At 68.9% G+C, this 25,388-nt stretch carries 20 protein-coding genes and 2 pseudogenes; 11 read left to right on the top strand and 11 right to left on the bottom strand.

Annotated elements, in window-relative coordinates; all coding sequences use genetic code 11:
• The first annotated feature begins 59 nt into the window (after positions 1-59).
• From AB0D27_RS24465 to AB0D27_RS24430, 8 genes are all read left to right on the top strand, one after another.
• Complete coding sequence (locus AB0D27_RS24465) at positions 60-1,961, top strand: FAD-dependent oxidoreductase (protein WP_362512479.1); 1,902 nt, start codon at positions 60-62, stop codon at positions 1,959-1,961.
• A 30-nt stretch (positions 1,962-1,991) separates the two neighbouring features.
• Complete coding sequence (locus tag AB0D27_RS24460) at positions 1,992-2,972, top strand: hypothetical protein (RefSeq protein ID WP_362512476.1); 981 nt, start codon at positions 1,992-1,994, stop codon at positions 2,970-2,972.
• Between the two features lie 54 nt (positions 2,973-3,026).
• Positions 3,027-3,416, top strand: coding sequence for a RidA family protein (locus AB0D27_RS24455; RefSeq protein ID WP_362512473.1), 390 nt, complete (start codon positions 3,027-3,029; stop codon positions 3,414-3,416).
• A gap of 6 nt (positions 3,417-3,422) precedes the next feature.
• Positions 3,423-4,433 carry an amidohydrolase family protein gene (locus AB0D27_RS24450; RefSeq protein ID WP_362512470.1) on the top strand — a complete coding sequence of 337 codons (1,011 nt, stop codon included), beginning with the start codon at positions 3,423-3,425 and terminating at the stop codon, positions 4,431-4,433.
• Complete coding sequence (locus tag AB0D27_RS24445; protein ID WP_362512468.1) at positions 4,430-5,095, top strand: 4-carboxy-4-hydroxy-2-oxoadipate aldolase/oxaloacetate decarboxylase; 666 nt, start codon at positions 4,430-4,432, stop codon at positions 5,093-5,095. Before AB0D27_RS24450 ends, AB0D27_RS24445 begins: the two co-directional genes overlap by 4 nt.
• Complete coding sequence (locus tag AB0D27_RS24440; protein ID WP_362512465.1) at positions 5,082-5,768, top strand: RraA family protein; 687 nt, start codon at positions 5,082-5,084, stop codon at positions 5,766-5,768. The genes AB0D27_RS24445 and AB0D27_RS24440 overlap by 14 nt, the downstream gene beginning before the upstream one ends.
• Positions 5,765-6,367 (top strand): RraA family protein, encoded by a 603-nt coding sequence (locus AB0D27_RS24435; protein ID WP_362512462.1) that lies wholly within the window; start codon positions 5,765-5,767, stop codon positions 6,365-6,367. The genes AB0D27_RS24440 and AB0D27_RS24435 overlap by 4 nt, the downstream gene beginning before the upstream one ends.
• Before the next feature lie 170 nt (positions 6,368-6,537).
• On the top strand, positions 6,538-6,951 hold the full coding sequence (locus AB0D27_RS24430) for an SRPBCC family protein (RefSeq protein ID WP_362512459.1): 414 nt from the start codon (positions 6,538-6,540) through the stop codon (positions 6,949-6,951).
• A gap of 512 nt (positions 6,952-7,463) precedes the next feature.
• Here AB0D27_RS24430 and AB0D27_RS24425 read toward each other — a convergent pair.
• Positions 7,464-7,913 carry a hypothetical protein gene (locus AB0D27_RS24425; RefSeq protein WP_362512561.1) on the bottom strand — a complete coding sequence of 150 codons (450 nt, stop codon included), beginning with the start codon at positions 7,911-7,913 and terminating at the stop codon, positions 7,464-7,466.
• On the opposite strand from AB0D27_RS24425, the pseudogene AB0D27_RS24420 reads away from it, so the two are divergent.
• Positions 7,798-8,273: pseudogene (locus AB0D27_RS24420) on the top strand (2-oxoglutarate ferredoxin oxidoreductase subunit alpha); the annotation flags it as partial. The gene AB0D27_RS24425 and the pseudogene AB0D27_RS24420 sit on opposite strands and share 116 nt — an antisense overlap.
• 76 nt (positions 8,274-8,349) lie before the next feature.
• Here the strand turns inward: AB0D27_RS24420 and AB0D27_RS24415 are convergent.
• The 10 genes and pseudogenes from AB0D27_RS24415 to AB0D27_RS24370 all read right to left on the bottom strand — a co-directional run bounded on the left by AB0D27_RS24415 (position 8,350) and on the right by AB0D27_RS24370 (position 23,142).
• On the bottom strand, positions 8,350-8,955 hold the full coding sequence (locus AB0D27_RS24415; RefSeq protein WP_362512456.1) for a TetR/AcrR family transcriptional regulator: 606 nt from the start codon (positions 8,953-8,955) through the stop codon (positions 8,350-8,352).
• 250 nt (positions 8,956-9,205) lie between these two features.
• Positions 9,206-10,648 (bottom strand): aldehyde dehydrogenase, encoded by a 1,443-nt coding sequence (locus AB0D27_RS24410; protein WP_362512453.1) that lies wholly within the window; start codon positions 10,646-10,648, stop codon positions 9,206-9,208.
• 53 nt (positions 10,649-10,701) lie between these two features.
• Positions 10,702-11,910 (bottom strand): oxygenase MpaB family protein, encoded by a 1,209-nt coding sequence (locus AB0D27_RS24405; protein WP_362512450.1) that lies wholly within the window; start codon positions 11,908-11,910, stop codon positions 10,702-10,704.
• Between the two features lie 402 nt (positions 11,911-12,312).
• Positions 12,313-13,362, bottom strand: coding sequence for an LLM class F420-dependent oxidoreductase (locus tag AB0D27_RS24400; protein WP_362512447.1), 1,050 nt, complete (start codon positions 13,360-13,362; stop codon positions 12,313-12,315).
• A gap of 223 nt (positions 13,363-13,585) precedes the next feature.
• Complete coding sequence (locus AB0D27_RS24395; protein ID WP_362512444.1) at positions 13,586-14,305, bottom strand: TetR family transcriptional regulator; 720 nt, start codon at positions 14,303-14,305, stop codon at positions 13,586-13,588.
• Positions 14,306-14,571: 266 nt separating this feature from the next.
• Positions 14,572-14,892: pseudogene (locus tag AB0D27_RS24390) on the bottom strand (aldehyde dehydrogenase family protein); the annotation flags it as partial.
• A 276-nt stretch (positions 14,893-15,168) separates the two neighbouring features.
• Positions 15,169-18,417: a fused isobutyryl-CoA mutase/GTPase IcmF gene (gene icmF / locus AB0D27_RS24385; protein ID WP_362512442.1), complete on the bottom strand. Its 3,249-nt coding sequence runs from the start codon at positions 18,415-18,417 to the stop codon at positions 15,169-15,171.
• A 115-nt stretch (positions 18,418-18,532) separates the two neighbouring features.
• Positions 18,533-20,698 (bottom strand): 3-hydroxyacyl-CoA dehydrogenase NAD-binding domain-containing protein, encoded by a 2,166-nt coding sequence (locus tag AB0D27_RS24380; protein ID WP_362512439.1) that lies wholly within the window; start codon positions 20,696-20,698, stop codon positions 18,533-18,535.
• A 35-nt stretch (positions 20,699-20,733) separates the two neighbouring features.
• Entirely contained in the window at positions 20,734-21,948 is a 1,215-nt protein-coding gene (locus AB0D27_RS24375) for an acetyl-CoA C-acetyltransferase (RefSeq protein WP_362512436.1), read from the bottom strand.
• Between the two features lie 36 nt (positions 21,949-21,984).
• Positions 21,985-23,142 carry an acyl-CoA dehydrogenase family protein gene (locus tag AB0D27_RS24370; RefSeq protein ID WP_362512433.1) on the bottom strand — a complete coding sequence of 386 codons (1,158 nt, stop codon included), beginning with the start codon at positions 23,140-23,142 and terminating at the stop codon, positions 21,985-21,987.
• A 128-nt stretch (positions 23,143-23,270) separates the two neighbouring features.
• Between AB0D27_RS24370 and AB0D27_RS24365 the strand changes: the two genes are divergently transcribed.
• Positions 23,271-24,119 carry an enoyl-CoA hydratase-related protein gene (locus AB0D27_RS24365; RefSeq protein WP_362512430.1) on the top strand — a complete coding sequence of 283 codons (849 nt, stop codon included), beginning with the start codon at positions 23,271-23,273 and terminating at the stop codon, positions 24,117-24,119.
• Positions 24,116-25,354: a TetR family transcriptional regulator gene (locus AB0D27_RS24360; protein WP_362512428.1), complete on the top strand. Its 1,239-nt coding sequence runs from the start codon at positions 24,116-24,118 to the stop codon at positions 25,352-25,354. Before AB0D27_RS24365 ends, AB0D27_RS24360 begins: the two co-directional genes overlap by 4 nt.
• The last annotated feature ends 34 nt before the right edge of the window (positions 25,355-25,388 follow it).

Below are 25,388 nucleotides of genomic sequence, written 5' to 3'. Positions count from 1 at the left end.
TGCATTCAATCTTGCTATGCAATAGTGAAGGCAGGATTTTCTTGGCAAGGAGGCCGAGAGTGACATCAGCACCCAGGACGACGACGCCCCTGGAGGACGACGTACAGGTCTTGATCGTGGGTGGCGGCCCGGCCGGGCTCACGACCGCTCTCGAATTGGCGCGCCGCGGGGTACGCGGGCTGCTGATCGAGCGGCGGGATTTCAGCACCCACTTCCCGCGGGCACATCTGTTGAACGTCCGGACGATGGAGACCTTCGCCGATGTCGGGGTCGCCGACGCCATCTACGCCGAGTCCCCGCCCGAGGACCGGTGGCACCGGGTGGCCTGGTACACCTCGCTTGCCGGGCCAACTCCCCTGCACGGCAAGCGGATCGGCTACCTCCCCGCCTGGGGCGGCGGTCCCGACGGCCCTCGCTACGCGGTCGCCAGTCCGCGGCGTTTCGCGAATCTTCCGCAGCGGCGGGTCGACCGGATCCTGTGGGAGCGTGCCGACCGGGAATGGCCGGAAGGCATCCGGGCACGCACGGAACTGGTCGGCCTCGTCCTCGACGGCGACGGCGCGGTCGCGACCGTCCGCGACCTGGCAGCGGAGCGTACCTACCGGATCCGGGCCCGCTTCGTGGTCGCCGCCGACGGTGGTCGCACCTGCCCGGAGCTGCTGGGGATCGAGGTCTCCGGACCGCGGGCGCTGGCCGACGTCCTCAGCGTCTTCTTCTCGGCCGATCTGTCCGCGTACGCCGACCCCGAGGCACTGCTGACCCATTTCATCCAGCCGGAGGGCGGAGGCCCGGTCGGCGCCCTGCTCGCGCTGGGTCCGGGCCGATGGGGCGCGGAGTCCCCCCAGTGGTCGCTGGGGATGCGCCTCTCGCCGGATGCTCCGATCAGCCGGAACCCGGACACCTTGGCGCAACGCGTCCGCGAGGTACTCGGCGTACCCGACCTGGACGTGGAGGTGCACGCGGCCAGCCACTGGCAGTACGAGGGAGTGGTCGCCGACCGGTTCCGGGTGGGTCCGGTGTTCCTTGTGGGCGACGCCGCTCACCGGCACCCACCGACCGGTGGTCTGGGACTGAACACGGCTGTGGGTGATGCCGCGAACCTGGGGTGGAAGCTCGCGGCCGTCCTGTCCGGGCAGGCCGCCGAAGGGCTCCTCGACACCTACGAACCGGAGCGTCGGCAGGTGGCACTGCGCAACGTGGAGCACTCCCTGCGCAACGCCGGCCGGCACGCACCGATCGGGGCCGCGATGGGGTTGCGCAAGGGCATGACGCCCGAGGAAGGGTGGGCCGAAGTCGCGATCTGGGCGAGCGACACCCCGGAGGGGGAACGCCGGCGCGCCGCCACCGAGCGGGCCGTCGCGCACAACGCCGAGGACTACAGCCAGCTCAACATCGAGGCCGGCTTCTGCTACGAGACAGGCGCCCTCGTACCCGACGACACGCCACCTCCCGCAGGCCACGACTCGCCGACCAAGTTCACCCCTTGCGCACGCCCGGGCCACCACGTCCCGCACGTCTGGTTGTCCGCCGCGGACGGCTCGAAGATCTCCACCTCGGACCTGGTCGCGCCGGAGGGACTTACCCTCTTCGTCAGCGCCGACGACGCCCCCGCCTGGGAACAGGCGGCCCGCGCTGCCTCCTCGGTGGCCGGCTGCCCGATCCCGGTGGTCGTGATCGGGGGCACGGCGCTCGCCGATTCCGGGGAAACGTGGGCGCAGGTGTGCGGCGTCGGCGCTTCCGGCGGCGTGCTGGTCCGGCCCGATCGCCATGTCGCCTGGCGCACCGTCGAGGCACCGGTCGACCGCGCGACCGCCCTCGCCGAGGTCGTCATACGTGTCATGAACGACGCTCCGCCCCCGCCCGAGTCCGATGCCGGCTTGGGGGGCATCGCCGAGGCCGGAGAGGCGCTCCGCACCGGCCGCGCCCGCGAAGCCCGCCTGTTCACCGTCCTCGACGCCTGATTCACCGCAAGCCATCAAGAGAAGGACACCATGGCCGAGATCGTTTTCGGGGCCGGCACGTCGCACAGCCCGCTCCTGGCCGCGCCTCCGCACATGTGGGCGGAGCGGGCCGACCAGGACCGCCGCAATCCCATGCTCTACGACGACACCGGCGTCATCCGCAGCTTCGACGAGCTGGCCACGGCCGCCGCCGATCGCTACACAGACGCCTGCACGATGCCCGTCTGGGAGGCCAACTGGAACCGCTGCCAGGCCGCCCTGGACCGGCTGCGCGGCGACTTCCGTCGAGCCGACCCGGATGTGGTCCTCGTGATCGGCGACGACCAGCACGAACTCTTCAACGACACCAACCAGCCGGCGATGGCGATCTCGGCGGCGGCGGAGATGAAGACGGGCCTGCTGGACGACCACGACTCGGACTTCTTCAAAGAGGCGGCACGTGGCTACCTGATGGACGCCGAGTTCCAGTTCGCCGGGCACGCCGCGCTGGCGGAGGACTTGACGAAGGGCCTTATGAACGAAGGCTTCGACATCGCCTGGATGTCCGGAGCGCCCGATGGCACGGGCTTCGGACACGCGTACGGCTTTCCGATCCGCAGGTTCCTGCAGCCGCATCCGGTCCCGGTCATCCCGTTCATGCTCAACACGTACTTCCCCCCGAACCAGCCGACTCCACGTCGCTGCTTCGAACTCGGTCGCGCCCTGCGCGCGGCGGCGGCGGCATCCCCGATCGACGCGCGCATCGCGGTCCTCGCCTCCGGCGGCCTGAGTCACTTCGTCGTCAACGAGGACCTCGATCGCACGGTGCTCGACGCGATCACGAAGAAGGACGCCGACACCCTGTGCGGCCTGCCCGTCGAACCGCTCAACAGCGGCTCCTCCGAGATCCGGAACTGGATCACCGCCGCCGGCGCCATGGAGGGCCACGCCGTGGACTGGTACGAGTACGTGCCGATCGTGCGTTCCCCGGCCGGCACCGGCTGCGGCATGGCGTTCCTCGGCTGGCAGTAGCCGCCCTCATCTCACCGATTGACGACCCATCCTGACGAAAGGACGTCGACCGACATGACCCGACGATCGATCGAGGTGCCCGGACTGCACCACGGCGGGTTGCCGATCCCGCAGGCCTGCGTCGTGGGCACCCTGCTCATGTCCGGCGGCATCTCGCCGGTTGACCCGAGCACGGGGTCCGTCCCCGAAGGCACCGACGAGCAGGTCGAGCTCGCGTTCGCCAACGTCCGCCGCGTACTCGACGCCGCGGGCGGCAGGCCCGAGGACATCGTGAAGTGCACGGTGTTCGTACGGGACAAGGCGATTCGCCCCGTCATCGACAAGTACTGGCTGGAGCTGTTTCCGGACGAATCCAGCAGGCCCGCCCGGCACACCCTGCGCACCGACCTCGCCGGTTCGTTGCAGGTCCAGCTCGAAATCACCGCCGTTCTCGGAGAAGGCTGACCTCTCATGATCATCGACTCGCACGCACACCTGCTCGCCCCGGCCGACCTGTACGCCTTCAAGGCCAGTCTCCTTGCCGACGGCGGCTACCACACCAAGGGGCCGAAGATCGCCGACGAGGCGCTCGCCAAGTTCGCGGCCGGGAACGTGGCCGTCATGGACTCCGTCGGTACCGACGTGCAGTTGCTGTCCCCGCGGCCCTTCCATCTGGGGAACTCGATGTCCCCCGGGCGGATGGTGGCGCCGTGGATCCGGGCGAACAACGAGACCATCGCCCGTACAGTCGCGCTGCACCCGGACCGGTTCGCCGGGGTCGGCGCGCTGCCGCTGGTTCCCGAACAGCCGGTCTCGGTCGGCTTCGCGGAGCTGGACCGGATGGTCGACGCGGGTTTCGTCGGTGTCCTGCTCAACCCCGACCTGCACGAGGGCCGCGGCAGCACCCCACACCTCGGCGACCGCTACTGGTATCCGCTCTACGAGAAGCTGGTCGAACGCGATCTGCCCATCCACGTCCACTCCGCGGGCTGCTACAGCGACCGCGAGACGTACAGCGAGCACTTCATCACCGAGGAATCCATCGCGATCCTGTCCATACTCCGCAGCGACGTCTTCACCGACTTCCCGTCCCTGCGCGTGATGATCTCTCACGGTGGGGGATCGGTGCCCTACCAGATCGGGCGCTGGCAGGCCGAGGCGCTGCACCCCGGCCTGGGCGGCAGCCCCGACGCCGAGCGGTTCGAGATCGGACTGCGCCGGTTCTGGTTCGACACGGTGCTGCAGAACCCGCTCTCACTGGAGTTCCTGCTTCGCACCGTCGGAGCGGACAGGGTCCTGTTCGGCACCGAGAAGCCCGGCAGCGGCAGCGCCCCCAACCCGGACACCGGTCACGACTTCGACGACATCAAGCCCGTCATCGACGGTTTCGAGTTCCTCTCCGACACCGAACGCCAGGCAGTGTTCGAGGACAACGCCCGCCGCGTGTTCCCGGCTCTGAAGACCGTGGCCGGCGCGTCATGACCGGCACCATCGCGCGGCTGCGGGCCCTGGACACCTGCGCGGTGTCAGACGCCCTCGACCGGCACGGCATCCGCGGGGTGCTCACCGGACTTGCCCCGCTCGCCGCCGACCGGCAGATCGCCGGGCGCGCGGTGACGGTGGAGCTCGGGCCGCCCCCGGCCGACACTGCGGCCGCGCCGGGCCGGCATCTGGGCACGGCCGCGGTCGACGCATCCGGGCCCGGCGACGTCATCGTCGTCGCCCACCAGGGACGTACCGACTGCGCGGGCTGGGGCGGTCTGCTCTCCCTCGCCGCGGCCGCCCGCGGAATCGACGGGGTGATCATCGACGGCGCCGCCCGCGACCTCACCGAAGCGGCCACGGCTGGCCTTGCGGTGTACGCGCGGACACCGACTCCGGTGACCGCGCGAGGCCGCGCGGTCGAGCACGCGTGGGGAGAGACCGTCGAGGTCGCCGGTATCACCGTCGCCCCCGGCGACCTGGTGCTGGCCGATCCGGGCGGGGTGGTCGTGATTCCGGCCGCCCACGCCGACGAGGTGCTCGCCACCGCGGAATCCATCACGGCGACCGAGGCCGTGATGGCGCGAGCGATCGGCGCCGGTGTGCCGGTGTCGGATGTGATGGGCAAGTCCTACGAGGAGCTGACCGATGGCAACCAGTGAAGACGACTCCGAAACCGACCTGCCGGCCCGACTGGGCAAGCTGTCGACCTCGGGAGTGTCCGACGCGCTCGACCGCCTGGGCATCCCCGGACAGGCCCTCGGCATCGCTCCGCTCGACCGGTCGTTCCGAGTGGTCGGCCGCGCCTGGACGCTGCGCTACGGCCCGGTCGGGCAGGACCGCGGCACCGTCGGTGACTACATCGACGACCTCGGCCCGGGCGACGTCGTCGTCCTCGACAACCAGGGCCGCCTCGACGCCACCGTCTGGGGCGACATCCTCACCACCGTCGCTCACCGGCGGGCTGTGGCCGGCACCGTGATCGACGGGGTGTGCCGCGATGTCGACCGCAGTCTCCAGCTCGGCTATCCGGTGTTCGCGCGCGGCAATTGCATGCGCACCGGCAAGGACCGCGTCCGCGTCGAGGCCACTCAGGTGCCCGTGTCCATCGGTGGCATCCGGGTGGAACCGGGCGACCTGCTACTCGGCGACGGGGACGGCCTCGTCGTCATCCCCGCCGTTCGCGCGGGCGAGGTGCTCGCTGTCGCGGAAGGCATCGAGCAGGCCGAGGAGACCATCCTGGCCGCCGTCGAGGCCGGGACGCCTCTGCGCGAGGCGCGAAGCGCGACCGGCTACCACGACCTGCAGCACCGCGTTGCCGGAGATGAGCGATGACCACTATCGACGTGTCGCTCAACTCGGCCACCGTGCACGAAGCCGCGGGCCGGATCGGCGCGCTGCCGTCCGCGATCAAGCCTCTCGACACCGCGATGCGGCTCGCCGCACCGGCCTTCCCGGTCAGGACCCCACCGGGAGACAACCTGTGGCTGCACCGCGCCGTCTACGCCGCGAGCCCCGGGGAGGTGCTCGTCGTCGACGCCGGTTGGGGATTTGAGTACGGCTACTGGGGCGAGATCCTCGCCGAGGCCGCCATCGCGCGCGGCCTGGCGGGGCTTGTGATCCACGGCGGCGTCCGTGACTCCCGCCGGCTGGTCGAACTGGGCATGCCCGTCTTCGCCGAGCGCGTCTGCGTCAGCGGGACGGTCAAGGACCCGGCCGGCCCGGGAGCACTGGGCGAGGCCATCACGATCGGGAACGCCTCCATCCGGCGCGGAGACCTCATCGTCGCCGACGCGGACGGCGTGGTGTGCATCCCGTCGGACCGAGCCGATGACATCCGTGCCCTGTCTGCCCAGCGAGAGCGGGCCGAGACCGAATACATCCGCCGCATCCGAGACGGCGAGACGACCGTCGCCATCTACAAACTGCCTTGACGCCGCTCGGACGCGCATGAGGAGGCGCCGCGCAACCTTGCCGATTCCGATTCCCGGTCACATCTCGCCCCACGGGCGAATGACCCATGTGCCAGAGCACCCTCCATTTCACAGCCGAAGAGCATTTCGTGAGCTCGCCAGGCCGTGCAGCCCTCAGAACAGGAGCCATCATGCGATCCACCACGACACGTAACAGCATCCCCCTCAAGTGCACGCCTCAGGCGGCGTACGAGTTCGTCACCACGCCGGACAACTGGGTCGGGACTCACCCGGTGACAGCCGAGGTCATCGGGGACAACACCGGGCAGTCCGCAGTGGTGGGAGCCAGCTGGATCGAGGTGATCGTCCATGAGGGAGAAGCGCCCTTCAAGGCCGAGTGGACGGTCACCGAGGCGATTCCCGGCGCCCGATGGGTGATTGTGGCCTATGAACTCCGGGGCCCCCGCGAGCACTGCGAGATCGTGTACACCTTCGATGAAGCCGACGGGGGGACCGAGTTCACTCGTGTGATGACCGTCCACTCCCCGTCCGTGGACCGGCACGGCGTCTATCTGAAGAAGGTCAAGGAAGCGCTGGAAGGCTGAACGGCCGGTACTTCGGCCGATTGCGCGGGGCTCGTCGCCAAGCAGGGTCCCGGCTGCACCAACGTGACGGGCCTCGTGACCGTACCGCTGACGGTGTCGGCATCGTCGGCAGCGCCGCCAACGCGGGCCGCATGGCAGGCGATGGCCGCGATGATCTGCTCACGGTGCTCGGCCACGCCATGGCGTAGGTCGTCCAGCACGAGGACATCAGCCGCAGCTGACGGCAGCTGTGGGAAGCGCAATGTGCCCAGGCCGCAGGGAGTTGTCGTTGGGGGGCTGGCTGGTGGTTGCGGTGTGGCACCGGAGGGCGTCTCGCAAAAATGTGGACGCCGGTCAGGCCCGTAAAGCCGCAGGTGGTGTCCGGACCGACCTCGCATCGGTGCCCGGCGAAGGCCTCCAGGATGGCCGTTCTGGGAGCCTTCGTACCTCCGGCCCCAAGTCGAGATCGGCGTCCTCGTCGCGCTCGACCGTATGCGGTCCCCTCGCACGGCGACGTGGTTCGCCGCCGTCGGCTATATCGGCACAGGCCAGCGATATGCGCGAGAACTCGGCTTCGTACCTCGCGCGGTCCCCTCACTCATCCGCTGGTCGACGACCCCGTCCCCGCGCTCGACGAGTTGCCCTTCACTCAGTGTCCGAACCGGACCGAGTCGTGGCCGGTCGCGGTCCGGGGTAGAGCGGCGCTCGCCGCGCCGGTCCATCGACCACAGTTGGGGATTGAGTTCCAGCTCCAGCGCGACCTCCCAGGACAGGGCCGGCGGTCCGATCACTTGGCGGGCCGACCGGACCACGGCTCGCGCCAGCGCCGGATCCGCGGCCACCGTGTCCGCGATGGCGACCGCGGTGGGCGTGCGGACCTTCCAGGCCGAGGACGAGATCTCCGGCATCGGGGCGGCGTTCGGCGGTGCCCTGGGCGTGACGACGACCTCTGGGCCCGGGGTGGCCCTGAAGTCGGAGACCATCGGTCTCGCTGCAGCCGCTGCTGATCATCGACGTCCAGCGCGGGGGCCCCTCGACCGGCCTGCCAACCAAGACCGAACAGGCCGACTTGCTGCAGGCCATGTACGGCCGCAACGGCGATGCACCCGTGCCCGTCGCGGCGCGCGCCGCGCCCGGGAACTGCTTTGACGCGGCCATGGAGGCGGCCCGGATCGCGCTCACCTACCGAACCCGGTCTCTCTGCTCGCCGACGGCTCCCTCGCCAATGGCCCCTAGCCCTGGCGTGTACCGGACGTCAACGAACTGCCGGACTTGCGGGTACGGTTCGCCACCGCCCCAACCATGACGATGACTTCTGGCCCTATCTCCGGGACCCCGGGACTCGCTGCGGCAAGGTTGTCCCCGGCGAGGGCGTGCAGGGGCAGGCGCACTGGCAGGACTAGCTGGTAACCCGGCCGATCAGTCTGTGCCTACCGCCGATTCGGGGGTGTTTGGCGTTGTGTCTCTGGTGGACCGTCGGCGTGGTCGTGTGAGTACTCGTTCCGCTGCGGTGAGCAGGTGATCGCGCAGCTCGTCGTCGGTGAACTCGGGGAAAGCGGCGGATGCCACGGCCAGGCCGCGGGTGGCGGCGAAGATGTAGACGCGTTCGGCCGGATCGTCCAAGTCACCACCGAAGAGCTCCTCGATCCTGGCGGTGACCATATTCCACTTGGACCGAACGGGTTCGGTGAGTCCGGCTTTGCCACCGCGCGCCAAGAAGGCCAGGAACGCTCGGTGCTTCACCATCAACCGTACGTACTCCTCGAGCGCCTGCCGGCGACGCCCGGGCTTCGAGGGTTTGTCGCCCATCTCGTCGAGGAACACCTTCAGATCGGCGAACGCAGGCTCCCCCACGGCGTTGAGCAGGATCTCCTTGGTGGGGAAATGGTAGGAGACAGCCGCCTTGGACAGGTCCATCGACGAAGCGATCATCTGGATCGAGGTGCCCTCGTAACCGTGCTCCCCGAACAGAGCGAGTGCCGTACGAATCATGCGGTCCCGGGTCTGTTCCACTGCCTCGGCCACCGTAGTCCTCCTCGGCCCCGCTGTGCCGTCTCCATGGATGCTTGACGATCGTCCAGCACGCGAACTCTACAATCGGACCATGCTTCACTCTGACCGTTCCCCACGCGCCCGGCCTGTCGGAGGGATCAGTCGCGTCGCCTACTCCCGCGTCGGGGACGGAGCACCAGGGGTACCTCCGAACGAAAGCGTGCAGCGCCGCCCGCCGGTCGCGCCCGTCCCGCTGAGGCGCGGCCGGCATTTCGGGACTGAATCAGGTGGGCAGGTAGACGGACTTGAGCTGGAAGTACGCGTGCAGGCCTTCGGGCCCGAGTTCACGGCCCAGTCCGCTTGCCTTGTAGCCGCCGAAGGGTGAGGCGAAGTCCAGCGTGTAACCGTTGATGCCGACGGTGCCTGTCTGGATCCGGCCCGCCAGAGCTGTGCCCCGGTCGATGTCGGAGGTCCACACGCTGCCGCCGAGGCCGTACTCGGAGTCGTTGGCGAGTGTGACTGCCTCCTCCTCGTCGCGGTAGGGGATGACCACCACGACCGGACCGAAGATCTCCTCCTGCGCGATGGTCATGTCGTTGCGCACGTCGCCGAACACGGTCGGCTCGACGTACCAGCCGCGGTTCAGATGCTTGGGACGGCCGCCGCCAGTCGTCAGCCTCGCACCGGCGTCCCTGCCCAGGGCGATGTAGTGCTCGACTCGCTCCCGCTGTCTGGCGGAGACGACCGGCCCGAGCGCCGTCGCCGGGTCGAACGGGTCACCCATGGGCAGGGACGCGGCCATTGTGGTCACCGCGTCGAGAACCTCCTCGTAACGGCTCACGGGTGCCAGCACCCGTGTGCTGGCGTAGCACGTCTGTCCACTGTTGGGGAAGGACACCCTGGCCAGCCCCGCCACGGTGGCCTCCAGGTCGGCGTCGTCCAGGATGACGGCCGCGGACTTGCCGCCGAGTTCAAGAGTGACCGGGCGCAGGAGCCGGCCGCAGACCTCGCCGATGCTGCGGCCGGCCGGTGTGGAGCCGGTGAAAGCGACCTTGTTCACGCCCGGGTGGGCGACCAGGGCCTCGCCCGCCTCGAGTCCGCCGGGCACCACGTTGAACACGCCGGGGGGCAGGCCGGCCTCGGCTGCGGCATCCGCCACGATGTTGGCGTCGAGGGCCGTCTCCAGCGCCGGCTTGAGAACGATGGTGCACCCGGCGGCCAGCGCGGGCGCGATCTTCATCATGGCCAGCGGCTGCGGATAGTTCCACGCCACAATGGCGCCGACCACCCCGACGGGTTCGCGTCGCACCTGTGTGGTGCCCCCGCGGAAGGCCACGCGGTCCTCCGTCAGCGGCAACGTGCGTGCCAGTCCGGCGTAGTAGCGCAGGACCGCAGGTCCGAAACTGCCGTTGACCTGCTTCGACAGAGAGATCGGCATGCCGATTTCTCCCGTGACCGTCTCGGCGATCCGCTGGGCGCGGGCCTCCAACGCGGTGGCAAAGCGTTCCAGGGCGTCGGCTCGCTCGCCTGGTGCGAGGTCGGACCAGCCGGTGCCGTCGAAGGCCCGGCGAGCTGCCGCGACGGCCGCGTCGATGTCCTTGGCGCCGCCGAGCGGAGTGCGTCCCATGGGTTCCTCGGTGGACGCCGCTATCACGGTGTTCACCTCGGCGTCGGCAGCCGGTACCCATTCACCGCCGATGAACAGTGATCGGTAGTCGTGCTTCATGACCTCTCCAGGGACTTGAGACGGCACAGGTGCGGGGCGGTGCGGAGATGTCGTCATGCTGATGAGGCCGCCGTGTCCGCGTCTTCGGCATGCTTCTCGTAGGAGGACGCTCCGCCGCCGGGCAGCTCGCCAACGGTGATGGCCAGGTTGCCTACGGTGTGCTCCCGCAGCGCCTGCGCGGCGCCTTCCGGCGTACTGCGCTGAACGTGCCACGCCTGGGCACAGGCCGCCACGAGCAGCGGAATCAGCGGCGTCGTCTGTGACGGCGGGACCCCCAGTCCGTCCGCCAGCTCGTCACCGTGGAAGTACCGCAGCAGGCCGTTGAGCAGATCACGCACCACGGGCTTGTCCATGCCCAGTTGCCCGGCGGCCAGGATGTCCGCTCCGGCGTCCAACTGCGCCTCGGTCAGCAGCCGGGAGTTCTCGTCCGGCTCGGCGATGGTGACGTCCAGCAGGTCCTTCAGTACCAGCGCCTGGGTGTTGTTGCCGTATTCGAGGTAGAAGCGCTCATCCAGGCCCAACAGGTGGGCGATGTACCACCAGTAGCGGTAGATGGCGTGCTGCTCCTCGTCGCCGAAGACGATCCCGAGCTTCTCCATGGCCAGTTGCGGTACGACCGTGAAGTCCAGCCAGGTACGGGCGAGGTCGACCTGGTTGATGGGGACGCCCCACTGCTCGCTGTTCCAGCCGTGCTTCAGCGAGGTCGCCCGCACACGCGCGTGCAGCAGGCGGACCTGCGCGGTCTGCACGTATCCCGGTGCGCCGCGCAGCAGCCCCCCGGGGGCCCTGGTCTGCGCCTGCCACATACCGGTCTCCGCCAGCCGCCGCGGTGCCATCTTGGCGAGGGGGCCCGTCTGGACGAGCAGCTTGGCGATGGGGGGCGAGGCGTAGACATCGCTCAGCTTGCTGCTGACCTCCGCCAGGCTCGCCCACAGGGGATTGATCGACAGGTATCCGACCTCTCCCGCCTCCAGCGCGGCCCGGTCGACCCACTCCGGGACCGTCTCCAGGTGGCGCAGCCAGGCGGCGATGGCGGGCGGCGGGTCGGTCAGGCTGTCCAGCCCGTCCGCCAGACCGGCGTTGATGAACCGCCTGGCCTCCTTGCCGAGCTCGTCCATCTCGACGATGACGGCGTCGGCGAGCGGATCGCCGACTTGAAGCATCTCTGCCATGAAGTCGGCCTTGGCGCCGTGCCTGGACCTGGCTTCCTCAAAGTTGATCAAGCGTTCGGGGTGCCGGATGCTCTGTTCCGTCGTACTCATGATGACCTCGTCTAGCTTGATGCAATCGGAAGCAACCAGCGGATTTGTAGGACCCGCTGCCACAGAACGACTGGACGGTCGTCCAGTTCCACTCTGCTCTCGTACTGGACGATCGTCAAGTTGAGAGCTTGACGATCGTCCAGTTGCGGCGATGGATTTCCAGGGGGCGCGGCCCGTCGTTCGGGCGGCGGCAAGCACCAGTAGCGGTCAGACACGAAGGCCGACGAGTCGAAGCATCGACTGTCCACGTCGAGCACCATCACCCTCGGTGTGAGGGCTACCGCCAGAGCGCCGAGCGGGTGCAAGCCCGGAGTACCGCCTCGCTGACTGGGAGCGGCCTTCCCCCCACTCGCCCTGGCTGATTTCAACAAATTGATGAACCGGGCGTTGAGTCAGGTGGCTTCAGTGGCAGAACTCGGCGAGCTGTTCAATCTGATCGAGTCGCGAGCGAGAAGCTGTCGCACCCCCGAAACCGACGGAGAGCGTCGTCACCCCGGCGTTCCGATAAGCGGCGACGCGGGCCTTCACCTCGTCGGCGCTTCCTATGAGTGTCGTCCCGCGTACAAGTTCCTCGGGTACCGCCGCGACGGCCTCGTCCTTGCTGCCTGCCAGGTAGAGATCCTGGATCTTTCTGGCTTCGGCCTCGAACCCGTAGCGGCAGGCGAGGTCGTTGTAGAAGTTCTTTTCGCGAGCGCCCATACCGCCGATATAGAGCGCCAGCCGGGATCGCGCCGCGTGCAAGGCCGCACTGTGTTCACCGTCGCCGATGGAAACTGTCACCGCGCTGACACAGATATCGAGCTCTCCCAGTTCGGGAGGACGTTTGGCCTTGCCATCGGTGAGTGCCTCACCCCACACGGTGTTCGCCTTCTCCGGATAGAAGAAGACAGGCGCCCACCCCTCGGCCACTTCGGCCGCCAGCGCCACGTTTTTCGGACCGATGGCCGCCAGGAGAATGGGGATGCGGTCACGGACCGGGTGCTGGACCAGCTTGAGGGGCTTGCCGAGGCCCGTGCCCTCCCCCGGAGGGAGCGGCACCTGGTAGTGCTTGCCGGAATGGACCACCGCTTCACGGCGCCACACTGACCGGCAGATCTCGACGATTTCACGAGTGCGCGCCAACGGCGCGTGGTACGGCACGCCGTGAAAGCCCTCCACGACTTGCGGCCCGGAGGCGCCGAGGCCGAGAGTGAACCGGCCGCCGGAAACGTGATCGAGCCCGGCCGCCGTCATGGCGGTCAACGTCGGTGTCCGTGAGTAGAACTGGAGGATCCCGGTGGCGATCTCCAGCCGATCGGTCTTCGCCGCGATATAACCGAGCTGGCTGACCGCGTCGAACGAGTACCCCTCGGCGACGAAGACCATGTCGAGCCCTGCTGACTCCAGGTCGCGCAACTCCTCGACTGTGTCGGTGAAACCGCCCCTGTAGTCGAGTGCCATCCCGATACGCATGGGTTGATGTCCTCTCATGGCGGTGGTGTGGGGTCAGCGGGAGAGGGGGGCCGCGGGAGCGGAGGGATACCGGGCTTCCGCACCGCCCGTTGGATCACCGACCACTCGACATCCAGCCGGGCACGTCCCCAGCCGTTCGCCCGGCCCGGGCATCACGACTGACGTGTCCGGCCACATGCGTGCCAGAACTCCGGTGGACCTGGCTCAGGTGCCATTTGGACCCCTACTCCGCCGGCTGCTCTGCCGGACCGGGGGTCAATGCGTGATGAACGAACTGGATGCAGGCGGTGCGCGCGGCGTCCAGGTCGACGCCCTCGGTGTCGATCAGGAACTGCGCGGCGACGCCTCGCAGTTGGCCGACCAGCGCGATGGACACACCGACAGGGTCTACGCCGGACCTGACCGTCCGGTTCTGCTGACCGGCCCGCACCAGCTCTTCGATGGCCTGGCGGAAGCGTGCGTCGTCGGCTACGAACACCGAACGCAGCGCTGCCTCCTCAGGCAGGGCAGCGCCCCACATGACGTAGAAGGCCCGCACCTCGCCCCGGTTCTGGCTGAGCGCCGTCAGATAGGCCTCGACGAGCGCCACCAGCGCTCGCACCTCATGGCCGCCGATCTCTCCCAGGCTCTCGACGAAGTGGCGCTGGCTGCGTTGGGCCAGCCGCTCCACCAGTGCCGCCTTGGAGCCGAAGTGGTGACTGGCGAGACCGCGGCTGTAGCCGGCCTCCTCGCCCACCTCGGCCAGTGAGGTCTGGTCGATACCCCGGCGGGCGAACAGCCTGACGGCGGCATCCAGCAGCGACTGCTCGGCCTGGCTGCGCCGCTCTTCCTGGCTGCGCCGGCGGGAAGGTGTATGAGGCTCGGCCGGGCCGGGCCCCGACTCGGCGTCCGGGGCTGAGGAGGAAGTACTCGGCGTGGGCGGGGTCGGTGTGCGGGACGACATACCAATACGGTACGTACTTGTTGGTGGCTTAACAAGTAAGCTCTTTTCGGCCCTGCGCCTTGGCCGACGGCCGGGTGCTGCCGTTCACCCGGATTCGTGCTGTCGGCGGCCCCCGCTACGTGCATGATGCATGACCACAGCCGCTCCGCCGTGTTCTTCGCGAGCTGCGAGAGGCCGCTGGTCTCCGGGATGGCAGCATGCCATGAGCCCGTGCAGATCGGAACAGGCCGCTGGCGCCAGAGGATCTCCAGTCGATCAGGTCACGCCTACGGTCGCCTGGAGAGTACTCGTCCTTGTGCCGACAGTGCGCCGTCGGCTCGGTGCCGTTTGGAGCATCCGGTCCCGAGTCTGTTCCACTGCTCCGGCCACCGAGAAATCCGCCTTGACGATCGTCCGGCAAGCCAACCGTACAGTCGGCCTGATGTCTCACCTGACAGCTCCCACGTCGGTGGCGTGATGGTCATGTCGTTGCGTACGTCGCCGAACACGGTCGGCTCGACGTACCAGCCGCGGTTGAGATGCTTGGGGCGGCCGCCGCCTGTCGTCAGCCGTGCACCGGCGTCCCTGCCGAGGGTGACGTAGTGCTCGACTCGCTCCCGCTGTCTGGCGGAGACGACCGGCCCGAGCGCTGTCGCCGAGTCGCAGGGGCCCCATGGGCAGGGACGCGGCCATTGCGGTCACCGCGTCGAGAACCTCCTCGTAACGGCTCGCGGGTGCCAGCACCCGCGAGCCGACGTAGCAGGTCTGCCCATTTCCGCGGCTGCGGAAGAGAGGCCCTCGAAGACGGTCCGACCAGTACTTCCGGGGCGTTCGGCCGAAGCGGCGGAAGTCGTGCAACGACCGGACGATTGCCAGGTTGCGCTTCAGACGTTGCGGCGGTACTCGCCGCCGACCTCGAAGAACGCCTCCGTGATCTGCTGCAGGGTGCAGACGCGTGCGGCGTCCATGAGGACGGCGAACACGTTGCGTCCGCTCGTCGCCGCATCCTTCAGGGCGGCCAGGGCGGCGTACGCCTGGTCGCGGTGACGGGCCTGGAAGTCGTGTACGCGTGCCAGCTGGGACTGCTTCTCCTCCTCGGTCGCGCGCGCCAGCTCGATGGTGCCGGGCGCGCCGGCGTCCGCGTGGGGGTTGCGAAAGGTGTTGACACCGATGATCGGCAGCGTGCCGTCGTGCTTGCGCTGCTCGTAGAGCATCGACTCGTCCTGGATGCGGCCGCGCTGGTAGCCGGTCTCCATGGCTCCGAGTACGCCGCCTCGTTCGCTGATCCGCTCGAACTCCCGCAGCACCGCCTCCTCGACCAGGTCGGTGAGCTCGTCGATGACGAACGAGCCCTGCAGTGGGTTCTCGTTCATCGCCAGGCCCCACTCCCGGTTGATGATCAGCTGGATCGCCAGGGCCCGGCGGACGGACTCCTCGGTCGGGGTGGTCACCGCCTCGTCGTAGGCGTTGGTGTGCAGGCTGTTGCAGTTGTCGTAGAGGGCGATGAGCGCCTGCAGGGTGGTGCGGATGTCGTTGAAGTCCATCTCCTGGGCGTGCAGGGAGCGGCCGGAGGTCTGCACGTGGTATTTCAGCTTCTGGCTGCGCTCGTTCGCGCCGTAGCGCTCCCGCATGGCCACCGCCCAGATGCGGCGGGCGACGCGTCCGAGGACGGAGTACTCCGGATCCATGCCGTTGGAGAAGAAGAAGGAGAGGTTGGGCGCGAAGTCGTCGATGTCCATGCCCCGGGCCAGGTAGGCCTCGACGTAGGTGAAGCCGTTCGCCAGGGTGAAGGCGAGCTGGCTGAGCGGGTTGGCCCCGGCCTCGGCGATGTGGTAGCCGGAGATGGACACGGAGTAGAAGTTACGCACGCCCTCCTGGATGAACCACTCCTGGACGTCGGTCATCATCCGCAACGAGAACTCGGTGGAGAACAGGCACGTGTTCTGGCCCTGGTCCTCCTTGAGGATGTCCGCCTGAACGGTGCCGCGCACCGATTGCAGGGTGCGGGCGCGGGTGGCGTCGGCCTCCTCGGCGGTCGGCTCGCGGCCGAGTTCGGCTCGGACGGCATTGAGTTGCTGGTCGATGGCGGTGTTGAGGAAGAAGGCGAGGAGGGTGGGCGCGGGTCCGTTGATGGTCATGGACACCGAGGTGGTGGGCGCGACGAGGTCGAAGCCGTCGTACAGCGCCTTCATGTCCTCCAGGGTGGCGACGGAGACGCCGGAGGTGCCGATCTTGCCGTAGATGTCGGGGCGCGCGTCGGGATCGCGGCCGTAGAGGGTGACCGAGTCGAAGGCGGTGGACAGCCGGGTGGCCTCGCTGTCCTTGGACAGGTAGTGGAACCGCCGGTTGGTGCGCTGCGGATCGCCCTCGCCGGCGAACATCCGGGCGGGGTCCTCGCCCTCGCGCTTGAACGGGAACACACCTGCGGTGAAGGGGAAGCGCCCGGGCAGGTTCTCGCTGCGCAGGAACCGCAGAAGCTCGCCGTGATCGGTGTACCGGGGGAGCGCGACGCGCGGGATGCGGCTGCCGGCGAGCGACTCGCGTACCAGGGCCGTGCGCAGTTCGCGGTTCCGTACGGTGACCACCAGCTCATCGCCCGAGTACGCACGCAACGTCTCCGGCCAGTCGGCGAGCAACCTGCCTGCCTCGGTGGCCAGATGGTCCCGCGCCTGTGCGAGCAGAGCGTCGATGTCGTCGGTCGCGGTGCCGGCGGCGGCCAGCTCGGCACGGACGGCGGTCAGGCGCTGCACGCGCCGGGCCGCATCGGACTGGTCGGCGGTACCGGCGTGGTATCGGCGTACGGACTCGGCGATCTCGGCCAGGTACCGTACCCGCGCGGGGGGCACGACCTGGGCGGCACCGGTGGATCGGCGCACTGGGACCTCGGGGAGCGCACCGGCCCTCACGGGCAGGCCGCGCTCGCCGAGCAGGCCGCGCAGATGCTGGTAGAGGGCGGTGACGCCGTCGTCGTTGAAGGTGGCCGCGCTGGTGCCGAAGACCGGCATGTCCTCCGGTCCGGAGCCGAACGCTTCGCGGTTGCGGACGAGTTGGCGGGCAACGTCCCGCATCGCGTCTGCGGCTCCCCGGCGTTCGAACTTGTTGACGGCCACCACGTCGGCGAAGTCGAGCATGTCGATCTTCTCCAGCTGGGAGGCCGCACCGAACTCGGGTGTCATCACGTACAGCGACACATCCGCGTACGGCACGATCGCGGCGTCGCCCTGGCCGATGCCCGGCGTCTCCACGATCACCAGGTCATAGCCGGCGGCCTTGCAGGCGATGATCGCCTCGTCCAGGCCCTCGGGGAGTTCGCTGTCACCGCGTGTCGCGAGCGAGCGGAAGAAGATCCGGTCGCCGTCCAGCGAGTTCATCCGGATCCGGTCGCCCAGCAGCGCTCCACCGCCGCGTCGGCGGGTGGGGTCGACCGCCAGGACCGCGATCCGCAGCTTGTCCCGCTGGTCGGTACGCAGCCGGCGGACGAGTTCGTCGGTGAGGGAGGACTTGCCCGACCCGCCCGTCCCAGTGATGCCCAGCACGGGCACCGTACGGGACTGTGCCGCCCGGCGGAGTTCGCGGAGCTCCGGGGCCGACAGCGAGACCGCCTCCAGTGCGGTCAGCACCCGTGCCAGCGCGGGCCGTTCACCGGACAGAACGGCGGGGATCGGGGCCGGGGCGTCCTCCCAGGGCGCGGTGTCGCATGCCTCGATCATGGAGTTGATCATCCCGGCGAGACCGAGCCGCTGGCCGTCCTCGGGGGAGAAGATCCGCACCCCGGCACGGGCCAGGCGCCGGATCTCGTCGGGGACGATGACGCCGCCCCCGCCGCCGAAGACCTTCACGTGGCCGGCGCCGCGCTCGCGGAGCAGCTCCGTCAGGTACGCGAAGTACTCGATGTGTCCGCCCTGGTAGGAGCTGACGGCCACGCCCTGGACGTCCTCCTCCAGTGCGGCGTCGACCACTTCCGCCACCGAGCGGTTGTGCCCGAGGTGGATGACCTCGGCTCCCTGGGACTGCAGAATCCGCCGCATGATGTTGATCGACGCGTCATGCCCGTCGAACAGACTCGACGCGGTCACGAACCGGACGGGGTTCTTGGGTCGGTAGAGCGTTGGGGCCGAAACGGCGGTGGACATACAGCCCTCCTGGGTGGGCGGAAGGGGCGGTCGGCGTTGGTCCGTGCCCGGGGAAGGGGACTGCGGCGGCGTTCGTGCGCCATCGTCGGCGCGGGCACCTGCCCCAGGCCGTGGGTCAGGTGAAGAGCTCGCCCCTGTCGGCCCTCTCGACCAGGGAGGCGGGAGGGGTGAAGCGATCGCCGTACTGCACGGCGAGTTCGCGGGCGCGGGCGACGAAGCCGGCCGGTCCGCCGTCGTACTGGTTGATGTACTGGACGACTCCACCGGTCCAGCCCGGGAAGCCGATGCCGAACAGCGAACCGATGTTGGCGTCGGGCACGGAGCGGAGCACGCCCTCGTCGAAGCAGCGGACCGTTTCGAGGGCCTCGGCGAACAGCATGCGTTCCTGCATGTCCCGGAAGGGGATCTCGTGGCCGGGCTTGGTGAAGTGCTCGACCAGGCCCGGCCACAGGCCGGTGCGCCTGCCGGCGGCGTACTCGTAGAAGCCCGCACCCGAGGACCGGCCCGCGCGGCCGTACGTGTCGATCATGCGGTCGATCACGGCCTCGGAGCCGTGCGCCTGCCATTCCATGCCCCCGGCCAGGGCCGCCGCCTTGGTCTCCTCCCGGATCCTGCGCGGCAGCGTGAGGGTGAGCTCGTCCATCAGCTGCAGCGCCGGGGCCGGGTAACCGGCCTGGCCCGCGGCCTGTTCGACGGAGGCCGGATGGATGCCTTCGCCGACCATGGCTACCGCCTCGTCGAGGAAGGTGCCGATCACCCGGCTGGTGAAGAATCCGCGGCTGTCGTTGACGACGATCGGGGTCTTGCCTATCTGGCGGGCGAGGTCGATGGCCTTCGCCAGCGCGGCGTCCGAGGTCTTCTCCCCGACGACGATCTCCAGCAGCTGCATCTTGTCGACCGGGGAGAAGAAGTGCAGGCCGATGAAGTTCTCCCGGTCCTTCACGCCCTCGGCCAGCCCGGTGACGGGAAGTGTCGAGGTGTTGGATCCGAGCAGCGCGCCGGACTCGACGACGTCCTCGACCTCCTGGAACACCTTCCGCTTCAGCTCAGGGCTCTCGAAGACCGCCTCGATGACGAGGTCGCAGCCGGTCAGGTCCTTGAGGTCGGCCGTGGGCGTGATTCGGGCAAGCGTCTTCTCGGCCTGTTCGCGGGTGGTCCTGCCGCGGGCGACGGACTTCTCCCACAGCGTGACCGAGTAGTCCTTGCCCTTCTCGGCGGCCTCGACGGAGACGTCCTTGAGGACCACCTCCATGCCGCCGCGGGCGCAGACATGGGCGATGCCGGCCCCCATCATGCCCGCGCCGAGCACCGCGACCTTCTTCGCCCGCCATGTGCCGTGGCCGCCTGGCCGACTGCCGCCGCTGTTGATGTGCTGCAGGTCGAAGAAGAACGCCTGGGTCATGTTCTTCGAGATCTGACCGGTGACCAGTTCCACGAAGTAGCGGCCCTCGATGGCGAACGCGGTGTCGATGTCGACCTGGGCCCCCTCGACCGCGGCGGCCAGGATGTTGCGCGGGGCAGGGTAGTTGGCGCCCTTGAGCTGCTGGCGCAGGGTGGCGGGAAACGCAGGGAGGTCGGCCGCGAAGGCCGGGGTCGCCGGGGTACCGCCGGGAATCCTGTAGCCCTTGACGTCCCAGGGCTGGACGGCCTCGGGATTCTCCTTCGCCCATTGCTTGGCCCGGGCCAGCAGTTCCTCGTGCGTCGAGACGACCTCGTGCACCAGACCCGTTCCGAGCGCTTGGGCCGGCGTGTGACGCTGCCCCTGCAGCAGCACCTTGAGCAGGGCGGCGGCGATGCCGAGCAGCCGCACCGTGCGGGTCACGCCGCCGGCGCCCGGCAGCAGACCGAGGGTGACCTCGGGCAGGCCGATCCGGGTGCCTTCGTCGTCGAGAGCGATCCGGTGGTGGCAGGACAGGGCGATCTCCAGGCCACCGCCGAGCGCGGCACCGTTGATGGCCGCCACGACCGGCCTGCCCAGGGTCTCCAGTCGGCGCAGCAGGCTCTTGATGCGGGTGACGAACGCCATCGACGCCGCCGCGTCCTGCGGCCCGGTCCGGATGAGCTCAGTCAGGTCGCCGCCGGCGAAGAAGGTCCTCTTCGCGGAGGTGACCACCACGCCGGTGATCGCGTCCTTCTCGGCCTCCAGCCGGTCCACGACGACCGCGAGGGCGTCGACGAACGCGGTGTTCATCGTGTTGGCGGACTGGTCCGGAGCGTCCATGGTCAGGACGACGATGCCGTCCGCGTCCCGCTCCCAGCGGATGAAGTTCTGCTCGCTCATTGCACTGTCACTCATTTCCGTGGGTCGCGAGGGGGTCAGAGGCGCTCGACGACGGTGGCGATGCCCATCCCGCCGCCGACGCACAACGTGCACAGGCCGTAGCGCAGATCGCGCCGCTCCAGCTCGTCGATCACGGTGCCGAGGATCATCGCGCCGGTCGCACCGAGTGGATGGCCCATGGCGATGGAACCGCCGTTGACGTTCACCTTCTCCATGGGCAGGTCCATGTCCTTCATGAAGCGCAGGACGACCGCGGCGAACGCCTCGTTGATCTCCACCAGGTCGATGTCGTCGATGGTCAGGCCCGCCTTGGCGAGAGCCTTGCGGGTGGCAGGAGCGGGACCGGTGAGCATGATCGTGGAGTCGGCGCCGGACACGGCGGTCGCCACGACGCGGGCGCGCGGGGTGAGTCCGGCGTCCCGGCCGACCTGCTCGCTTCCGATGACGACGAGCGAGGCGCCGTCGACGATGCCGGAGGAGTTGCCCGGCGTGTGCACGTGGTCGATCCTCTCGACCCGGTGGTACTTCTGCAGGGCCACGGCGTCGAACCCGGCGGACTCGCCCAGGGAGGCGAACGAGGGCCTCAGGACTCCGAGCCCCTCCAGTGTGGTGTCCGGCCTGATGAACTCGTCGTGGTCGAGGACGGTCAGACCGTTGCGGTCCTTCACCGGTACGACGGACTTGGCGAACCGGCCCCCTGCCTGCGCCTTCGCGGCCCGCTCCTGCGAGAGCAGCGCGTAGTGGTCGACGTCCTCGCGGGAGAAGCCCTCGAGGGTCGCGATCAGGTCGGCGCCGATGCCCTGCGGGATGAAGTACGTGTCGTAGGAGGTTTCCGGGTCCATGGCCCAGGCGCCGCCGTCGGACCCCATCGGCACCCGTGACATCGACTCCACGCCGCCGGCCAGCACCAGGTCCTCGAAGCCCGAACGCACCTTCTGTGCCGCGGTGTTCACCGCTTCCAGGCCCGAGGCGCAGAACCGGTTGAGCTGCACCCCGGCGGTCGTGTCCGGCAGGCCCGCCGCCAGGGCCGCGGTCTTGGCGATGTCGGATCCCTGGTCGCCGACGGGCGTGACGACGCCGAGCACGATGTCGTCGATCAGGTCCGGGTCGAGCGTGGGATGGCGGCGCCGCACCTCGTCGATGAGGCCGACCACCAGGGAGACGGGTTTGACCCCGTGCAGCGAGCCGGTCTGCTTGCCCCTGCCCCGAGGTGTCCGGATCGCATCGTAGACAAACGCTTCAGTACTCAAGGGAGTTCTTCCTCTCCGTCGTCTTACGCCGGCTGCTCACAGCGAGCGGGCGATGAGCTCCTTCATGACCTCGTTGGCGCCGCCGTAGATGCGCTGGATGCGGCCGTCGGCGAAGATCCTGGCGACCGGGTACTCGAGCATGTAGCCGTATCCGCCGTGCAGTTGCACGCAGCGGTCCACGACCTCGGTCTGCCGGTCGGTGATCCAGTACTTCGCCATCGACGCCGTGACGGCGTCCAGCTCCCCGCGCAGGTGGCTTGCGATGCAGTCATCCAGGAAGACCCGGCATACGCGGGCGAGGGTGGCGCATTCCGCCAGCTCGAACCGGGTGTTCTGCAGGGCCATGAGCGGCTTGCCGAACGCGTGCCGCTGCTTGACGTACTCGGTCGTCACCTCGACCGCGGTCTCCATCCAGGTCAGGCCGAGGGCGGCGATGACCAGCCGCTCATGGGGCAGCTGCTGCATCAACTGGACGAAGCCCCGGCCCTCCTCGGGACCCAGCAGGTTGGCCGCCGGGACCCGCATCTCATCGAAGAACAGCTCGGCGGTGTCCGTGCTCTTCTGGCCCACCTTCTGCAGCACCCGCCCGCGCTGGAAGCCGGGTGTCTCGTCGTCGACCTCGGCCACGATGAGGGATACGCCCTTGGCCCCCTGGGTCGGATCGGTCTTCGCCGCGATGACCAGCAGCCCGGCGTTCTTGCCGTTGGTGATGAAGGTCTTGGCCCCGCTGATGACGTACTCGTCGCCGTCGCGCACCGCGCGGGTCTGGATGTTCTGCAGGTCCGAGCCGGTCCCGGGCTCGGTCATCGCGATCGACCCGAGCAACTCGCCGCTCGCCATCTTCGGCAGCCACCGCCGCTTCTGCTCCTCGGTGGCGTAGGCGGTCAGGTAAGGGGCCACGATCCCGGAGTGCACGCTCAGGGCCATCGCTCCCGCGCCGGCCCGCAGTTGCTCGTCGAACACCACGATGTCGTGGGCGACCGTCCCGCCGCCACCGCCGTACTCCTCAGGGATCGAAGTACACAGCAGCCCGAGCTCACCGGCCCGTCGCCAGAGCTCCAGGTCCGGCCGGCCCTGCCGCGCGAACTTCTCCTCCAGTGGCGCGGCCTCCTTCATGAAGAAGGTGCGAGCCAGCTCCCGCACGGCGTCGAGCTCCGCTGTCTCCCAGGGGGACCTGTACCGCGTCACGCCCATGTGCCAACCTCCTTCTGCGATTCATTTCTTCCTAATGCTCATTAACAATGAGACGCAGATTCCCTTGCTGTCAACCATTCCTGTGGGCAGACTGAAGCCTAATGGTGACTAACAAACGGAGGGCTGCCATGAGCATGTACAAGCAGGTGAGCTACGTTGTGGCCGAGCGCGTGGCGACGATCAGGCTCGATCGGCCGGAGGCGCGCAACGGCTTCACGGTCCGGATGGCTCAGGAGCTGCGGCATGCCTTTGACCGCGCGGACGCGGACGACGAGGTGCGGGCCGTGGTGCTCACCGGCGCCGGCCGGGACTTCTGTGTCGGCGCCGACCTGTCCGGCGGCAGCTTCGACGTCACCGGGCAGGGAGAGGACGACCTGCCGCAGCTCACCATGGAACCGGCCGGCTGGGTGTCGTCGCGGATCTTCACGATGAACAAACCGGTCATCGCGGTACTTCACGGTGCCGCGGTGGGCGCCGGCGCGACCATTCCACTGGCCGCCGACATCCGGCTGGCCGCCACCACCGCCAAGTTCGCCTTCCCCTTCACTCGGCGGGGCATCGTGGCCGAGGGCGGCTCCACCTGGTTCCTGCCTCGTCTGGTCGGGTTGCCCAAGGCGCTCGACTGGATGATGAGCGGCCGGGTGTTCGACGCGCAGGAGGCACGGGAGGCCGGGCTGCTGCACAGCGTCCACGAGCCCGAGGCGCTGCTGGGGGCGGCATACGACCTGGCGGCCGGGATCGTGAGCCGGGCGGCTCCGGTGGCGGTCGCCATCACCCGGCAGATGCTTTACCGTATGTCGCCTCTCGACTCGCCCGTGCGGGCCCACGACCTGGAGACTCAACTGGTGGCCGACCTCGTCCGCAAACCCGATGCAACGGAAGGCATCGCGTCGTTCTTCGAGAAGCGGGCACCCAAGTTCTCGACGCCGGTGAGCGACGGCCTGCCCGACTTCCTCCCCTGGGTGGACGAGGAATGACCCCGCAGGCGCGCAGCGCCACGCGTTCGAGACCGCGGGGCCGGCGCGACCAGCTCGCGCTGATCGCCGCTGAGCTGTTCGCGCGGCAGAGCTACCACAACGTGTCCGTCAACGACATCGCCGCCGCCGCGGGGATCAGCGGTCCCGCGATATACCGACACTTTCCGAGCAAACAGGCACTTCTCGATCACATTCTTCGGACGGGTCTCGAACAACTGCTGCGCATAGTCGACGAGCGGCTGGGCCCCGGGGCGCCGAATGCTTCCGCGGACCCGGCCGACCGGCTACGCGGCGTGTACGAGGAACTGGCCGCCCATGTGATCAGGCACCGCGAGGTCGGCGCACTGTGGCGTCGCGAGCGGCGCCACCTGCACGGACCGCAGCGAGCCGCCATGGCCCGGATCATGGCGCGCGCGGCGGATCTGATCGTCGACGAACTGCGCCGGATGCGACCGGAGTTGCCGACCGCCGACGCCGAACTGCTGGCCTGGGCCGGAGCCAGTGTGCTGGGCAGCATCTCCGATCACCGGGTACGCCTGCCGCAGGCCGCACTCGAACGGCTGCTCACCGCGATCGCCATGAACGTGCTCACCGCCGAGCCCCGGACGCCGACGGCGGACGCACTGGGCCGGTCGCCGTACCCGGAGCCGACCATCCTGGACAGCCGCCGCGAGCAGCTGCTGGCCGCCGCGGCACAGCAGTTCCGAGACCGCGGCTACCACGCGGTGACGATGGAGGACATCGGCGCGGCCGCCGGCATCACGGGCCCGAGCATCTACAGCCATTTCAGCGGCAAGACCGAGCTGCTTCAGGCCATTGCCGACCGCATTGGCGACCGACTGCGGCAGACATCCGCACAGGCGTACGCCGCCGGTCAACCACCGCGCAGGACCCTGGACCTACTCGTCGGCTACTACGTCGACACCGTGGTGGACTATCACGACTTCGTCGCGGCCTACTTCAGCGAGGGCCGCAATCTGCCCCAGCGTGCCGCGGCGGAACTGCGCCGGTTCCAGCGGGCGTACACCCAGCACTGGACGGACCTGGTCATCACCGTGATGCCACAGCTGCCGGAGAAGCAGGCTCGTATCCAGGTCCACGCAGCCTTCGCCGTGGTCAACGACATCGCGCAGACCCGACGCTTCCGGTCTCGTCCCGGCCATGCGGCCGAGCTGCGCACACTCATGCTGGCCGTACTCACCGTCACCGACCTGTCGGCGGCTACTCATCCCTGAACCCCTCACCTGGTGCGATGCGGCGTATGGCGGG

The organism is Streptomyces sp. NPDC048415 (genome assembly GCF_040651675.1).
Classification (GTDB): Bacteria; Actinomycetota; Actinomycetes; order Streptomycetales; family Streptomycetaceae; genus Streptomyces.
The sequence above is the reverse complement of the archived record's forward strand: the minus strand, read 5'-3'. Positions and strand labels throughout refer to the sequence as shown.

What these genes read in the sequence shown, in the direction of transcription:
- AB0D27_RS24460 (WP_362512476.1), top strand. Translation starts at nt 1,992, where the DNA reads ATGGCCGAGATCGTTTTCGGGGCCGGCACGTCGCACAGCCCGCTCCTG.
- AB0D27_RS24360 (WP_362512428.1), top strand. Translation starts at nt 24,116, where the DNA reads ATGACCCCGCAGGCGCGCAGCGCCACGCGTTCGAGACCGCGGGGCCGG.
- AB0D27_RS24440 (WP_362512465.1), top strand. Translation starts at nt 5,082, where the DNA reads ATGGCAACCAGTGAAGACGACTCCGAAACCGACCTGCCGGCCCGACTG.
- AB0D27_RS24380 (WP_362512439.1), bottom strand. Translation starts at nt 20,698, where the DNA reads ATGAGCGAGCAGAACTTCATCCGCTGGGAGCGGGACGCGGACGGCATC.
- AB0D27_RS24435 (WP_362512462.1), top strand. Translation starts at nt 5,765, where the DNA reads ATGACCACTATCGACGTGTCGCTCAACTCGGCCACCGTGCACGAAGCC.
- AB0D27_RS24410 (WP_362512453.1), bottom strand. Translation starts at nt 10,648, where the DNA reads ATGAAGCACGACTACCGATCACTGTTCATCGGCGGTGAATGGGTACCG.
- AB0D27_RS24450 (WP_362512470.1), top strand. Translation starts at nt 3,423, where the DNA reads ATGATCATCGACTCGCACGCACACCTGCTCGCCCCGGCCGACCTGTAC.
- icmF (WP_362512442.1), bottom strand. Translation starts at nt 18,417, where the DNA reads ATGTCCACCGCCGTTTCGGCCCCAACGCTCTACCGACCCAAGAACCCC.
- AB0D27_RS24400 (WP_362512447.1), bottom strand. Translation starts at nt 13,362, where the DNA reads ATGCGTATCGGGATGGCACTCGACTACAGGGGCGGTTTCACCGACACA.
- AB0D27_RS24395 (WP_362512444.1), bottom strand. Translation starts at nt 14,305, where the DNA reads ATGTCGTCCCGCACACCGACCCCGCCCACGCCGAGTACTTCCTCCTCA.
- AB0D27_RS24425 (WP_362512561.1), bottom strand. Translation starts at nt 7,913, where the DNA reads ATGGTCTCCGACTTCAGGGCCACCCCGGGCCCAGAGGTCGTCGTCACG.
- AB0D27_RS24455 (WP_362512473.1), top strand. Translation starts at nt 3,027, where the DNA reads ATGACCCGACGATCGATCGAGGTGCCCGGACTGCACCACGGCGGGTTG.
- AB0D27_RS24405 (WP_362512450.1), bottom strand. Translation starts at nt 11,910, where the DNA reads ATGAGTACGACGGAACAGAGCATCCGGCACCCCGAACGCTTGATCAAC.
- AB0D27_RS24370 (WP_362512433.1), bottom strand. Translation starts at nt 23,142, where the DNA reads ATGGGCGTGACGCGGTACAGGTCCCCCTGGGAGACAGCGGAGCTCGAC.
- AB0D27_RS24430 (WP_362512459.1), top strand. Translation starts at nt 6,538, where the DNA reads ATGCGATCCACCACGACACGTAACAGCATCCCCCTCAAGTGCACGCCT.
- AB0D27_RS24365 (WP_362512430.1), top strand. Translation starts at nt 23,271, where the DNA reads ATGAGCATGTACAAGCAGGTGAGCTACGTTGTGGCCGAGCGCGTGGCG.
- AB0D27_RS24445 (WP_362512468.1), top strand. Translation starts at nt 4,430, where the DNA reads ATGACCGGCACCATCGCGCGGCTGCGGGCCCTGGACACCTGCGCGGTG.